This is a genomic window from Variovorax sp. FG153, from assembly GCF_057809595.1.
The window spans coordinates 36,803-49,175 of sequence record NZ_JBMDKG010000065.1; the positions used below are offsets into that span (position 1 = coordinate 36,803).

10 protein-coding genes and 1 pseudogene are annotated in these 12,373 nt (G+C 70.2%); 2 read left to right on the plus strand and 9 right to left on the minus strand.

Annotation, left to right across the window (positions count from 1 at the left end):
• Nucleotides 1-36: 36 nt before the first annotated feature.
• The 9 genes from ACODT0_RS38955 to ACODT0_RS38995 form a co-directional block, all read right to left on the minus strand.
• The gene (locus tag ACODT0_RS38955) at nt 37-1,200 is read right to left on the minus strand and encodes an aminotransferase class III-fold pyridoxal phosphate-dependent enzyme (RefSeq protein ID WP_489043781.1); all 1,164 of its coding nucleotides are present in this window, start codon (nt 1,198-1,200) and stop codon (nt 37-39) included.
• 217 nt (nt 1,201-1,417) lie between these two features.
• Nucleotides 1,418-2,656 (minus strand): porin, encoded by a 1,239-nt coding sequence (locus ACODT0_RS38960; RefSeq protein WP_489043782.1) that lies wholly within the window; start codon nt 2,654-2,656, stop codon nt 1,418-1,420.
• 127 nt (nt 2,657-2,783) lie between these two features.
• A complete protein-coding gene (locus ACODT0_RS38965) occupies nt 2,784-3,683 on the minus strand; it encodes a LysR family transcriptional regulator (protein WP_057597249.1) in 900 nt (299 codons plus the stop codon).
• Nucleotides 3,684-3,768: 85 nt separating this feature from the next.
• Nucleotides 3,769-4,767: a Bug family tripartite tricarboxylate transporter substrate binding protein gene (locus ACODT0_RS38970; RefSeq protein ID WP_057597248.1), complete on the minus strand. Its 999-nt coding sequence runs from the start codon at nt 4,765-4,767 to the stop codon at nt 3,769-3,771.
• 70 nt (nt 4,768-4,837) lie between these two features.
• The gene (locus ACODT0_RS38975; protein WP_057597247.1) at nt 4,838-5,149 is read right to left on the minus strand and encodes a DUF4387 family protein; all 312 of its coding nucleotides are present in this window, start codon (nt 5,147-5,149) and stop codon (nt 4,838-4,840) included.
• Nucleotides 5,146-6,510, minus strand: a complete 1,365-nt coding sequence (locus ACODT0_RS38980) for an acyclic terpene utilization AtuA family protein (RefSeq protein WP_412179598.1) — start codon at nt 6,508-6,510, stop codon at nt 5,146-5,148. The genes ACODT0_RS38975 and ACODT0_RS38980 overlap by 4 nt, the downstream gene beginning before the upstream one ends.
• 25 nt (nt 6,511-6,535) lie before the next feature.
• Nucleotides 6,536-7,555 carry a phosphoglycerate dehydrogenase gene (locus ACODT0_RS38985; RefSeq protein ID WP_057597245.1) on the minus strand — a complete coding sequence of 340 codons (1,020 nt, stop codon included), beginning with the start codon at nt 7,553-7,555 and terminating at the stop codon, nt 6,536-6,538.
• Nucleotides 7,552-9,684 carry a hydantoinase/oxoprolinase family protein gene (locus tag ACODT0_RS38990; protein WP_057597244.1) on the minus strand — a complete coding sequence of 711 codons (2,133 nt, stop codon included), beginning with the start codon at nt 9,682-9,684 and terminating at the stop codon, nt 7,552-7,554. The genes ACODT0_RS38985 and ACODT0_RS38990 overlap by 4 nt, the downstream gene beginning before the upstream one ends.
• Nucleotides 9,681-11,348, minus strand: a complete 1,668-nt coding sequence (locus ACODT0_RS38995) for a hydantoinase B/oxoprolinase family protein (protein ID WP_057597243.1) — start codon at nt 11,346-11,348, stop codon at nt 9,681-9,683. The genes ACODT0_RS38990 and ACODT0_RS38995 overlap by 4 nt, the downstream gene beginning before the upstream one ends.
• 147 nt (nt 11,349-11,495) lie before the next feature.
• Between ACODT0_RS38995 and nikR the strand changes: the two genes are divergently transcribed.
• Nucleotides 11,496-11,966 carry a nickel-responsive transcriptional regulator NikR gene (gene nikR / locus ACODT0_RS39000; RefSeq protein ID WP_057597242.1) on the plus strand — a complete coding sequence of 157 codons (471 nt, stop codon included), beginning with the start codon at nt 11,496-11,498 and terminating at the stop codon, nt 11,964-11,966.
• 84 nt (nt 11,967-12,050) lie between these two features.
• Nucleotides 12,051-12,373 (plus strand): annotated as a pseudogene (locus tag ACODT0_RS39005) (TonB-dependent receptor); the annotation flags it as partial.

The window sequence follows — 12,373 nt, forward strand, 5'->3', positions numbered from 1 at the left end:
TGGCGTCGGCGTTTCGGGGACTCGCACGGGAGCGGCTCAGCGGAAGCGTTGGGCGACGGCGGCGAAGGCCGCGTCGGTGGCCTGCAGGGCCTGGTCGATGTCTTGCACGGTGTGTGCCAGCGACAGGAACATGTTGTGCTTCGGATGCAGGTAGACACCGCGGCGCAGCGCCTCGACCGTGAACACCGCGCCCTTGTCGAAACCCGGGTCCTCGTCGAACAGGATCAGCGGCAGCGCCGCCGGACCCGTCTGGCGCACCGGCACGCCATGGCTCGCGGCCTGCGCGGCGATGCCGTCGCGGAAACGCTGGCCCATGGCCTGCACATGGCCCACCACTTCCTGCGCATCGGCCACCTCGATCGTCGCCAGGCCCGCGGCCATCGCCACGCCGCCCGACCAGAACGAGCCCGTGGTGTAGATGCGCGTGGCCGCTTCGCGCAACGCATCGACACCGGTCACGGCCGCGAGTGCGTAGCCATTGGCGATCGACTTGCTCCAGGCGCTGAGGTCGGGGCGCACGCCCACGGTCTCCCAGCTGCCGCCCGCATGCACGCGAAAGCCCGCGCGCACCTCGTCGAGGATCAGCGCGGCACCGGCCTGGTCGCACAGCTCGCGGGCGCGGCGTGCGAACTCGGGCGTGGGCAACTCCTGGTCCACGCCCAGGTCGTGCTTGAAGGCCGCGCAGACGATGGCCGCCAGATCGGAGCCTGCCTGTGCGACCGCGGCCTCGAGGCTCGCGATGTCGTTGTAGGTGTAGTGGATCAGGTGCGCGCGGTCCTCGGGCGTGATGCCCTGGGGGATCGGCGTGCACCAGGGATCGGCGCCGTGATAGGCCTTGGTCGCGACCAGCACCTTGCGCTTGCCGGTGGCCGCGCGCGCCACCATGAGGCAGACGGTGGTGGCGTCGGTGCCGTTCTTCTGGAACAGCACCCAGTCGGCATGGGCGCTGCGCGCGACGAAGCGCTCGGCCAGCTCGACGAAGCGCGCCGTGGGGCCATCGAGGCAGTCGCCCAGCGCCTGCTGCTTGCGGGCCGCTTCATCGACCACCGGATGGTGATGGCCCAGCAGGTTCGGGCCCCAGCTGCACATGAAGTCGATGTATTCGTTGCCGTCGACATCCCAGACGCGGCAGCCCTGGCCGCGCTCGAAGAACTGCGGATAGCCCGCGGGCAGCGAGGCCGCATTTAGGTGCCCCGTCATGCCGCCGGGCACGACCTTGGCGGCGCGTTGCCGGAGCTGGAGATCGTGACGGTTCGACAAGGGGGACGAGGCGACGGACGACACGGACGGCATGCGGGATCCTTGGCTGCTTTTTCGAAGTTTGACACATGATATATCATGTTTGATGTAGTACAAACCCCGGATTCGCAGCCCTGCTCAACGCCCTGGGCCGGCGCGCCCTCCCCTCGCGCCCGGCTCAGAAGGCGTGCCGCACGCCCATCACGTAGCCGGTCGAGGTCGCGGGCACATAGCCCGCGGTCGCTGTGAACGCGGGCGCCCCGCCGACGATCAACGCAGCCCCGTTGCGATTGCGCACCCGCGCCGCCGTGACATACAGCGCCGTACGCTTCGAGAGGTTGTGCACGTAGCCGATCGCGAGCTTCGACGCCGAGGGATCGGCCGCGGGGAACGCCGCGTTCAGGTCGTAGCGCACCCGCGCATAGGACGCGCGGATCAGGCCCGGCCCGATCGGCACCTGCACGCCGAGCAGATAGCCCGAAAGCTCCGTGTCCGGCACCACGCCCACGGCAGGCGGCTGCGCGTACCTGCGCACGCGCTCCACGCGCGAGAGCTCCGCCGTGAGCTTGGCCACCTCGAAGTCGTAGGCCACGCCGAGATTGGCCGTGCGCACGCTGTCCGTGGTTCCCGCATAGAAGCTGTCGGCCACGGTGTTGGTGCTGTAGGCCAGGGCGATGTCGAGCGGGCCGCTCGCATAGCCGAAGCGCCCGCCGAGATAGCGGCCGGCACGCACCGCCGGCACCGCGCCGGCGTTGAGCCGGCCGGAAGGCCCGATGCCCGGCGGCGTGCTGTCGCCCGGCGTGTAGCGCGTGTTCTCGTGAAAGCCATACATCAGCTGCCCATAGAAGCCGCCGAGATCCTTCGGCAGGAAATAGCCCACCGAATTGCCGACGCGCGCGTAGTTGCCGTTGGCACCGAAGCCCGGCTCGCTCGTGCTGGCCGCGAGCAGCAGGTTCGTTCCCGGCCCGACCTGGCCGAAGGGGTCCATCACCGAGTCGTTCCAGAAGGTGGGCGTGTAGTCGCGGCCCAGCCGGATCTCGCCGAAGCCGCCCGACAGGCTGACGGTGGAGCGGCGCGAGAACGAGGCGATGCCGGTCTGGCCGTCGTCGTTCGAGATCGGTGCCTCGAGCCAGAAGCTCGCGACCAGGCCGCCGCCGAGGTCTTCCGTGCCCCGAAAGCCGAAGCGGCTCGAGTTGTGGCCCGAGTTGATCATCGCGTTGCGGCGCAGGCCGATGGCGCCGCGTGCCGCCGCCGCGGGATCGCTGGCGAGCGTGCGCAAGGAAGGCTCGGCGCGGCTCGAGAACGTGCCGATGGCCGTGTCGACCACGCCGAACATGAAGATCGACGACTGCCCCGAAGCGGCGGAAGCGGCGCAGGCCGCAGCGACTGCCGCGGTCGCGGCAAGGCTTGGTTTCATGGGTTGTCTCCAGTGGTTCTTGTCTGCCTGCTCGCACCGCCGGTGCGAGGGCCACTGGAATTTAGAAAGAAGGGCGGCGGCGCGGTTTAGCTTCGAGAGCGGACGCCCTTCGCCGCTGGAGAAAGCCTCAGCCGGGCGGGCGCGCGGCCGCCTCGATGCAGTGCGCGAGAAAGGACTGCGCGGCTCCCGACAAGCCGTCGTCGCCCGAACGGATGCCGATCAGCAGCTGGCGCCGCGCCCAATCGTCCTCGAGCGCCACCAGCTCGACCGGCGTGGCCGACACGTAGTGCCGCACGATCAGGTAGGGACTCACGCCGATGCCCAGGCCCTCGGCCACCATTCGGCACAGTGCATCGCAGCCGCGCACGTTGATGCGCACCTTGAGCTTGCCGCCGCTCGCCGCCATCAGGTGCTGCGCGATCGAGCTGCTCGGCGACAGGCCGATGAAGTCCTCGTCCAGCGTGTCGGCGAAGCGCACGCTGGGGCGCGCGGCCAGCGGGTGGCCCTTGGGCACCACCAGGCACAGCCGATCGGTGTGGTACGGATAGGTGGCGATCGCATCGTTGCCGCTGGGCCCGATGAAGATGCCCATGTCCACGCGTCCGTCGAGCACGGCGTCGACGATCTGCTCGCTCGTCCATTCCGACAGGTCGATGGCGATGTTCGGATGCAGGTCGCCGAAGCGCTTGAGCTCGCCCGGCAGGAATTGCGTGACCGCCGAACCCGTCGCCGCCACGCGCACCATCCCCTTCGCGCCGAGCGCGTACTGGCTCAGGTCCATGTGCATGCGATCGACACCGAACAGGATCTGCCTGGCGTGCTGCAGCAAGGCGCGCCCTGCGGGCGTGAGCGTCATGCCGCGCGCATGGCGATGGAAGAACTGGCTGCCCGTCGAGCTCTCGAGATCGCTGATGCGCTTGCTGACCGCCGCCACCGCGATATTGCTTTTCTCCGCGGCCGCCGAAAGGCTGCCCGCCTCCGCGACGGCGGCGAAGAGCCGGAGGGTGGTGAACTCGAGTTGCTTCATGGCGGCCGCCTCGTCGGCTGGGTGAAGGGTTCGCCGGTGGCGCATCGCAACCGGCGGCTGCCGGCCCTTCGGCGCGGGCGGCGCCTCAATTCTCGGGCTTCAGGCCGATGCGACGCGACAAGTCCGCATAGCGCGCGATGTCGCGTGCGATCAGCTTCCCGGCCTCCGCCGGCGAACTCGCCACCACCTGGCTGCCCTGCTCCTCGACGAAGCGGGAGACCTCCTTCGACTTCAGCACGCGGACGATCTCGGCGTTGAGCCGCTCGAGCGCTGGCGCCGGAATGCCGGCCGGCGCGATCATCGCCTGCCAGCCGCCGAGATCGAACCCGGGCAACCCGGCCTCGGCCATCGGCGCAACCTCGGGCAACAGCGCCAGCCGCCTCGGCGTGGTGAGCGCCAGCGCGCGCAGACTGCCCTGCCTGACCAGCGGCATCGCGACGCCCGCCGCGATGAAGCCGGCATCGAGCTGTCCGCCGACGAGGTCGGTGGTGAAATTGTTGTTGCCCTTGTAGGGCACATGCAGCAGCTTCACGTCGGCCGACGTCGCCATCAGCTCGCCCGCGAGGTGGCCGACGGTGCCCACGCCAGCGCTGCCGAAGCTCAGCGACTTCTCGACCGGCCGCGACTTCGCGAGCGCGATGAAATCCGCCAGCGTGCGGGCCGGCAGAGCGGGATGCGTGACCAGCACCATCGGCCCCGTCACCAGCAGCGACACCGGGACGATGTCCCTGGTGGGGTCGTAGGGCAGCCGATAGAGGCTGGGACCGATCGCATAGTTGTTCGCCACCATGCCGATGGTGTAGCCGTCGCGCGGCGCGCGCAGCATCTGGCTGATGCCGATCAGCCCGCCCGAGCCGGGCACGTTCTCGACCACGATCGACTGGCCGAGCGCGGTGCCGAGTCCGACCGCGAGCTGGCGCGCCATGTTGTCGACCGAGGAGCCCGGCGCATTGGGCAGGATCAGCCGGATCGGCTTCGTCGGATAGCCCTGCGCCCAGGCGAAGGGGACGGGCAGGAATGCGGCGGCACCGATGGTCAGCGCGCGACGGCGCCGCGGGTTGAAAGGGATGGTCGTCGTTGGCATGTCGTGTCTCCGGCAGTCCGCATCGGACGCGGCCTCTTGTCGTTGTTCGAAAGGCAGGTCGGCGCGCGCATCAATCGCGCGCCAGCGATTCCTGCACGAGATGGGCCCACTGCGCGCCGTGCAGGTCGCGGTCCTCGAGCGAACCCTGCACCACCGGCCTCGGCAGGCTGATCTTGATGACGTTGAGGGCCTCGATGCGAAACACCTTCACGCTGGCGGCATCGCCGCGCAGCAGCCGGGCGATCTCGTCGGCCTGCAGCCGAGGCTCGTCGCACAGCGCCCGGAAGGCCCGGGCATCGTGGCAGAAGATGTCGATGGTGAGCCAGAACGGTCCGGCATTCTTGGAGCGTACGTCGTAGCTGGAAGGATCGGGGCGGGTCACTGCGGTTCTCCGAAGGTGGCGTAGTCGAAACGGAACGGCGACAGCGGATCGGACACCGTCATCACGTGGTTGAGCACGAACTCGTAGACTACGCCCCGGTTCATCGAGGCGGGCGACAGCGGGAAGCAGTGCGTGGGCAGCTCCTCGTCGTCCGGCAGCGGGAAATGCAGCATCGGCGAGTTGAGGATCGCCAGCAATTCCCGGGTGCGTTCCTGCGTGGGCGAGGTGACGATCGCCATCACCCCGATCTCGGCCGGGCTGCCCGGAAGCGATTCCAGCGCACCGAGCGTCGCGTCGCGGCCGATGGCGCGGAACTGCAGATGGTAGTCGCCGCGCTCCAGCTTGAGCTGCAGCGCGATCAGTTCGCGCGAGCGCCGCTCGAGATTTCCGAGCCATTCGTCGAAACGGTCCTTGTAGCGCGACGCGCGCAGCAGGCACATGATCAGCGCCTGATGGCCGGCCGGCGCCGCGCCCTCGAGCTTGACGGTATAGGCATCGGCCGGCGTCCAGGTCGAGCCCTCGACGCGCACGCGCCGGTCGTCGATCGATTCGTAACGGGCCTGCTCGACCTCGAGCGTGCCGCCCGGCTCGACCAGCACGTGCGGGTTCGAGTTCTCGTAGAGCATGTGCGCCAGCACGGTCCGCGGCGTGGCGCGCGCGCCCTCGGCCAGGGCCTGCACGGTGAAGCCGGTCTGGTCGATGGTCGCCATCACGGCGCCCGCCATCGGCTTGGTGGTGCAGTGCGCGCCGCACTCCAGGATCTTGCCCGCGTGCCAGGCGGCCCCGGCATGGACACCGCGCATCAGCGGCACGGCCGCCATCAAAGCCGTGTCCGTCGCACGCCCGGCGAGCACGATGTCCACGCCCTGTCCGAGCGCATGGATGATCGGCTCCACGCCCATGGCCGCGACGATGTGCGAGCAGCGCTCGATCAGCGCGTCGTCGATCGACAACGGGGGCTGCAGGCTGGCAATGCGGCCTTGCGCCAGCGCCGTCTTCACCGCCTCGGCCGACTGCTCGCTGTAGATGCAGGCCACGCGCACCGTCTGTCCGAGCTCGATCGCGATCTCGCGGCACAGATCGCGCATGAGGTCCACGCCGGCATCGGAGCCGCAGGTGCCGCAACTGCCGACGATGAGCGGAATGCCCAGCTCGGCGCGTGCGACCATCAGTTGCCGCAGCTCGTAGCGCAGCGCGCCCACCGAGCATTTGGCCTGGCCCGATCCCAGGTAGTGCGGACCGGAATCGGTGGAGCCGCCGTCCACGGCGATCACGTCGGGGCGTTCGCGCATGCCGCGCTCGAAGGGCTGCTGCGATCGCGCGCCCGCGCCGATCGAGCCCGAGGGAACCAGGACTTTCACGCTTGTCTGCATCGTTCTTCTTTCATCAGGAGAGGTGGGGAGAGCGGCCATCGGCCAGGAGGCATTCGGCGGGCGGCGCCCCGCCATCGAGGACCTGCACCACGCAGCGCGCCGCGATCAGGTTCGTGCGCGCGAGGCTCTCGGCGGTCGAGGCCCCCGCATGCGGCGTGGCGACCACCTGCGGCAGCCGCACCAGTGCGCGCGTGACCGCCCGCAAGCCGGAATCGGCCTCGCTCTCGAACACGTCGAGCCCCGCGCCGCCGAGCCGTCCTTCCTCGAGCGCGGCCAGCAGCGCGGCATCGTCGACCAGTCCGCCGCGCGCGGTATTGACCAGGATGGCGTCGCGCTTCATGCGTGCCAGCGCCGCGGCATCGATCAACCTGTGCGTCGCCGGCGTCAGCGGCGCGTGCAGGCTGACGATGTCGGCGCAGGCCAGCAGTTCGTCGAGGCTCGCGAAGCGCGCGCCCTGCTCGGCGGCGAAGGCCTCGTCGCGCTCGGGCGTGGCGATCAACACCCGGGCCTCGAAGCCGCGCAGGCGTCTCGCCACGCCGCGGCCGATGCGCCCGAGTCCCACCACGCCGACGGTCTTGCGGTAGAGCTCGCTGCCCAGCGGGATCGACCAGTCGTCCGCGGCAAGTCCTGCCCGCGCCTCGTGCAGGCGGCGTCCCAGCGCCAGCATCAGCGCGATCGCGTGATCGGCCACCGCGGCGTCGTTGCCGCCCGCGGCGATGGTCGCGACCTTGCCATGGCGGCGCACCGCGTCACGGTCCACCCGTTCGTGGCCGACGCCGCGGCGCGCGATGACCCGCAGCGCGGGCAGCGTGCGCAGCAACTCGTCGTCGACGCGCGCATGACCGACGATCCAGCCCTGCGCGCCCTCGAGATGGCGCCGCAGGACGTCGACGCCGAGATCCCCATCGGCCACGCCGGCCGGAAGCTCGACTTCGCTCACCGTGCAGCCGTGCTGTTCGAGAAAGGCGCGGGCCTGCGCATCGAAGAAGCGCTGCGTGACGACCACGCGCCGCGACTGCACAGGCGCGTTCATGGCGCGAGGGCCTCCTCGACCGCCGGGCCTCGGCTCGCCGCCGCTTCCGGCGCGGCGCCGATCTCGATGACCAGGTTGAAGTGCCGGTCGATGGAGAACACGCAATCGGGACCGAAGCTGCAGCTCGATTCGCGCTCCTCGACCACGGCCGGCCCCTGGAAGCGGTCGCCGGGCTTGAGCGCATAGCGGTCGTAGACCCGCGCCGGCAGGTCGCCGAACTCCGCGAAATTCACCACCCGCACGCCGCGCAGCGGGTCGCTTTGCAGCGGTGCATGCGCGAGGCTGATGTCCTGCGCGGGCAGGCTCGCCGACAGGCGCCAGTTGATCGCCTCGATGCCGACGTCGCGCACCGTGCGGTCGAAGCGCGCCGCGTAGGTGGCGACGAAGGCATCGCGGATCGCGCCGCGGTCGGCCGCGCCCAGGGGGCCGCGCGGAATGTCCACGGTGATCTCGAAGCCCTGGCCCAGGTAGCGCATGTCCGCCGACCAGCGCAGCGAGATCTCGCGTGCGTCGCCGCCGGCCCCGAGCAGCAGCGCGCGGGCCGATGCCTCCATCTCGGCATAGATGCCATTGACGTAGTCCCAGTCGACCCGGTCCAGGCTGCTCACGTAGCCGCGCACCTCGTCGACCGCGGGCGCCGCCACCAGGAACCCGAGCGCCGAGATCACGCCAGCCCCCATCGGCACGATGATCCTGCGCATCTTCAGCAGCTTGGCGAGCGCATAGGCGTGGACCGGACCGGCGCCACCGAAAGCGAACAGCGTGTAGGCACGCGGGTCCTTGCCCTTCTCGGCCAGGTGCATGCGCGTGGCCGCGGCCATGCTTTCGTCGACGATGCTGCGGATCCCGCGCGCCGCCTCCTCACGGCCGATGCCCAGCGGGCCGGCCAGCTTCTCGCCGACGGCCGAGCGGACCTTGTCGATCGACAGCGTCATCTCGCCACCGAGGAAGAATGCGGGGTCGAGGCAACCCAGCAGCAGGTCGGCGTCGGTCACCGTCGGCTCGGTGCCGCCGCGGTTGTAGCAGACCGGCCCCGGCACGGAACTCGCGCTGCGCGGGCCGACCTTCATCAGGCCCACCCCATCCACCGCGGCGATCGAGCCGCCGCCCGAGCCGATCTCGATCATGTCGATGACCGTGACCTTGAGCGGCAGGCCCGAGCCCTGCTTGAACTTGCGCAGACGCCCGGCCTCGAAGTCGTGCTTCAGGTGCGGCTGCCCCTGCTCGATGAGGCACATCTTGGCGGTGGTCCCGCCGACGTCGAACGACACCATGCGCGGCTCGCCGGCGCTGCGTGCCACGAAGGCGGCCGCCATCGCGCCGGCCGCCGGGCCCGATTCGATCAGGCGCACCGGATAGCGCTTGGCCTCGTCGACCGTGGTGATGCCGCCGCCGGACAGCATGATCCTCAGGTCGCCCTCGAAACCCAATGCCGCCAGGTCGGCGCCGAGCCGGTCGAGATAGCCGTGCACGCGCGGCTGCACGTAGGCATTGACGCAGGCGGTGGTGGTGCGCTCGAACTCGCGGATCTCCGGCGCGACCTCGGCCGACAGGCTCACGAGCAGGCCGGGATACAAGCCGTGCACGATCTGCCGCGCGCGCCGCTCGTGCGCGGGATTGCGGTAGGCATGGAAGAAGGCGATCGCCAGGGCCTCGATGCGGTGCTCCTCCACCAGCGCGCGCACCGCGCGCGCCACGCCCTCCTCGTCGAGCGGCGTGCGTTCGCTGCCGTCGGCGAGCAGCCGGCCACCCACCGCCAGGCGCAGCGAGCGCGGCACGATCAGCGGCGCCGGCTGCAGGAACAGGTCGTCGACGTCGTAGCGGCTCTCCCGCCCCATCTCGAGCACATCGCGGAAGCCCTCGGTGGCCAGCAGCCCGACCTTGGCGCCGGTGCGCTCGAGCACGGTGTTCGTGATCAACGTCGTGCCATGGACGATGCTGGCGATCTGGCCGGCCCGCGTGCCGGTCTCGTCCAGCAGCCGCTCGATGCCTTCGACGATGGCCTGGCTCGGCTGCGCCGGCGTGGTCAGCCGCTTGCCGGTGCGCGTGATGCCGCGTGCCTCGTCGTGCAGCACGAAGTCGGTGAAGGTGCCGCCGATGTCGACGCCGATGCGGGTGGTCTTTGTCATCGCGCCGCTCCCTCGGCCTGTCCATAGCTGGCCAGGGCGGCCGCGGGCGACACGAAGCCGTCCGAGACGTCGCGGCGCAAGCGCTCCGGGTCGCGCTCTCGCGGCGGACCGTAGCCGCCGCCGCCCGCGAACAGCAGCGTCACGCATTCGCCCGGCGGGAATTCGACCTTGGATTTCAGCGGCAGCGCCGCTCCATTCGACAGCGAGGCGGCCGTGGGCGCGCCGGGCTGGCCGCCGAGGATGCCGAGCGCGGGATGGCGCTCGCGGTCGGCGAGCAGCGCCAGTTGCATGGGCCGCCCGGTGATGTTCTCGACCTCGCAGCGCTGCCCCAGCCCGCCACGGTGCCGGCCCGCGCCGCCGGAGTCGGTGCGGTATTCCTTGCGGCGCACCAGCACCGGCGCCACCGCTTCCAGCGCCTCGATGCTGCCGGCGCCCGAGTTGGTGGGGAAGGCCGTGGTCGACAGCCCGTCACCCTGCGCCGACGCCCCCATGCCGCCGCTGGCGAACAGGATCTGCGCGAAGCGCGAGCCCGAGCCGGTGGCACCGCTGAAGCGCACCCGCATCGCCGGCGTGCCGCCGCTATCGGCCAGCACCTGGTCCGGGATCACGCGCGCCAGCGCCTGGTAGATCGCGCAGCACAGCATGTGGCCGGTCAGGTGACGCGCCGCCACGGCGGCCGGATGTCGCGCATTGAGGATGCTGCCTTCGGGCGCCTTGACCAGGATCGGCCGGTACGAGCCCTCGTTCCTGCGCGTCGCGGGATCGAGCACGCACTTGATCGGATAGACCGAGTAGGCCTGCGTGTAGTTCATCGTGCAGTTGGTGCCGCGGTCCACCTGGGGCGAACTGCCTTCGTAGTCCACCGTCATGGAGTCGCCGCTGATGGTGATCGCGCACCGGATGTGCGTGGGCCGGTGCGCGAAGCCGTCGGCATCGATGGCGGATTCGTAGCGGCCGTCGGGAATCGCGGCGATCGCCTTGCGCACCGCCATCTCCGAGCGCGCGTGCACCGCCTCCGAGAGGGCGTCGAGCGAGCGCAGGCCGGCATCGGTCATGAAGTCCACGGTGCGGCGGCGGCACACCTCGTTGGCCGTGACCTGCGCTTCGATGTCGCCGAGCACCTGCTCGGGCAGGCGCACATTGTTGAGGAACAGCTTGAGCATGTCGTCGTTGCGCCGGCCCGCGCGGTAGAGGTGCATCGGCGGGATGCACACGCCTTCCTCGTAGAGCTCCTGCGCGCCGGCACCCGGATTGCCGCCGATGTCGGGCGAATGCGCGACCGATCCCGCGAAGCCGGCGAGTTCGCCCGCGAAGAAGATCGGCGTGACGATCGCGATGTCGGGCAGATGGCCGGTCGCCAGCCACGGGTTGTTGGTGATCAGGCAATCGCCCTCGCGCCAGCCGGACGCCGGGTAGGCTTCGAGCATGGCTTTGGTGGTGCGCGGCACGATGCCGGCGAAGGCGGGAATCCCGCCGGTGCTCTCGGCGATCGACTGGCCGTGCCGGTTCATCAGCACCGTGGCGAAGTCGTTCGACTCGCGCACGATGGTCGAGAAGGCGGTCCGAAGCAGCGCGGTCGCCGCCTCGTCGGCAATGGCGACGAGGCGACTCCACCAGATTTCGAGGGTGATGGGGTCGATGGTTTCGTTGTCTCGGGAAGGCATCTCTTTTCCTGTTCGGGGCCATCGTCGTGGCCCGTGGCGCCACTTTAGGAACACGAGCCTCCGCGTGGTTTAGCTTCGAGGCGCGGAGCTTTCGCGGCCGGTGAAAGCACGCGAGACCCGGCGCCGGGGCCCCTCCATAATTTCGCCATGCAACGCTTCACCATTTCCCTCGACGACGACCTCGCGGCCCAGTTCGACGCCTTCATTGCCGCCAAGGGCTACGTCAATCGCTCCGAGGCCGTGCGCGACCTGATCCGCTCGCGCCTGGGCAGCGCCTCGCTCGACAAGCCGGCGGCGAAGCGCTCGAACTGGTGCGTCGCCAACGTCAGCTATGTCTACGACCACCACGAGCAGACCGTGACCACGCGGGTGCTCGATCTGCAGCACGACCACCACGACCTGGTGATCACCAGCCTGCACACCCACCTCGACCACGACCATTGCCTCGAGACCGTGGTGCTGCGCGGCCCCACCGCCGCGGTGCGGGCCTGCGCCGAGCAGCTGGTGGCGCTGCGCGGGGTGCGCCACGGCAACGTGCACCTCGTGCCGCTCGACGCGGGCGAGTCCCACGCTCATGGCAACGCCAGGCCGCACCGCCATCTGAAGCCGCTGAACTGAGCGCCGCGTGCGCCGATTGGCGTATGGTTGCCGCGCCGCGTCGTATGAATAATTAGAAGTTGTTCATACAAAAAGACGGACTCCATGCGCATCCTCCCACGGCGCTCCCCGTGCCTGTTCGCCACCGCGGTGCTCGCCGGCGCTCCGGCCTGGGCCCAGCCCGTCCACCTGCCGCCGATCGAGGTCAGCGGCCCGCGCGACGCGGCCATCGGCACGGCCGACAGCGCGAGCGAGGGCGCGGTGGAGAAGGCCTCGTTCCAGGCCCGCCCCAAGCTGCGCCCCGGCGACATCGTCGAGGCCGTGCCGGGCGTGGTCGCCACGCAGCACTCGGGCGACGGCAAGGCCAACCAGCACTTCCTGCGCGGCTTCAACCTCGACCACGGCACCGACTTCGCGGTCACGGTCGA